This window comes from Limnohabitans planktonicus II-D5 (assembly GCF_001270065.2).
GTDB classification, from domain to species: domain Bacteria; phylum Pseudomonadota; class Gammaproteobacteria; order Burkholderiales; family Burkholderiaceae_C; genus Limnohabitans_A; species Limnohabitans_A planktonicus.
In genome coordinates this window covers 1-1,677 of the sequence record NZ_LFYT02000081.1, presented here as the reverse complement: position 1 = coordinate 1,677, position 1,677 = coordinate 1, and the positions used below count along the sequence as shown (strand labels likewise).

The 1,677-nt window shown below is 63.4% G+C and carries 1 protein-coding gene; it reads right to left on the bottom strand.

The window, feature by feature from the left end:
• The coding region (locus H663_RS40820) for an Ig-like domain-containing protein (protein WP_205872773.1) at window positions 1–1,677 on the bottom strand (1,677 nt) is incomplete at both ends.

Here is a 1,677-nt window from a genome sequence, read left to right as displayed (position 1 = left end):
GCTGTATTGGAGCGTGGCACCGGCTTCCAGGGAGGACGCGGTGAGGTTGCCGGTTTGTGTGATTTTGTCGGTACCCAAAGCACCGCTGTCGCACACCAGGCCAAGGACGGGCGCTGCAGGCGCTTGGGTGTCCAGGGTGAAGCTGTAGGTGGCCACGGCACCGGTGTTGCCTGTGGCATCCGTCACGCGCACTTTGACGTTGTTCACGCCTTCGGCGGCTGCAAAGGTGGTGGCCCAGTTCACGCCGTTGGTGCTGTATTCGAGCTGACCGCCTGCTTCTACGCTGCTCAGGCTCAGGGTGCCTGTGTTCGTGATTTTGTCTGTGCCTGCGCCTGAGATGCTGCCGCTGTCGCACACCAGGCCCACGGTGGGCGCTGTGGGGGCTGCGCTGTCCAGGGTGAAGCTCAGGCTGGAGGTGTTGCTGACGTTGCCTGCCTGGTCGGTGACGCGCACGCTGACCGTGTTAGCGCCTTCGCTGGCGACAAAGGTCGTGCCCCAAGTGGTGCCGTTGGTGCTGTATTCCAGTGTGGCACCGGCTTCGGCAGCCACGTTGATGTTGCCGTTGTTCGTGAGTTTGTCAGCGCCTTGGCTGCCGCTGTCGCACACCAGGGTGAGAGCTGCTGGGGTGGGCGCTGTGCTGTCCAGGGTGAAGCTGTAGTCTTGCGTGCGCTGGTTGCCTGCGGCGTCCATGACGCGCACTTTGACGGTGTTCAGGCCTTCGGCTGCTGTGTAGGTGCTGGTCCAGGTGCTGCCATTGGTGCTGTAGCTGATGTCTGCACCGGCTTCTGCGCCGGTGATGACCAAGGTGGCGTCGCGGCTGAGTTTGTCGCTGGCCGTGCCGCTGTCGCAGCTGAGCGCCACGGTGAAGACGCTGGTCTGGCTGTCCAGGGTGAAGCTGAAGGCGCTGGAGGTGGCCACGTTGCCAGCGGCATCGGTGGCGCGCACTTGCACCGTGTTGGCTCCTTCTGCGGCGGTGAAGGTGCTGCTCCACGTTGTGCCGTTGGTGCTGTATGTCAGCAAGCTGTCGCTGTCTGCGCTGACGGTGAATGTGCCATTGCTGGTGACTTTGTCGGTGCTGTTCGATCCCGTGTCGCTGATCAGGCTGATCACCGGAGTGGTGATGCTGGCGTCGATTTGCAGCGTCAGTGTTTTTGCTGCACTCACCACGCCTGCGGCATTGCTTGCGGTCACGCTCACGGTGCCGCTGGCCACATCGGTGCTGGCGGTCACGCTCCACTTGCCGTCTGCGGCCACCGTCGTGCTCAGGATCTCGCCTGTGCCGGGCATGGTGACTTGGATGATGTCACCCTCTGTGCCGGTGCCGCTGATCGTGGGGGTCAGGTCCTGGGTCAGCAGGTCTGTTGAACTGCCGCTGTTGCTGGACAGGTCCAGTTGGGCGGTGAAGACCGCGTCTGCTGCGTTCAGTGTGAAGCTCAGCGTGTCCGAGGTGGCCACATTGCCCGCTGCGTCTGTGACTTTGAGGGTCACGCTGTTGGTGCCCTCCACCGCTGTGAAGCTGCTGGTCCAGGTTTGACCATCGGTGCTGTACTGCAGCTGTGCGTCGCTGTCGATGTTGTTCAGGTTCAGCGCGCCGCTGCGGGTGATGCCGTCGCTGTTGCTGGTGCCCGCTGTCGCAGCGCCAGCGCCACGAGTGGGCTTGCTGATGACCGTGTCCAG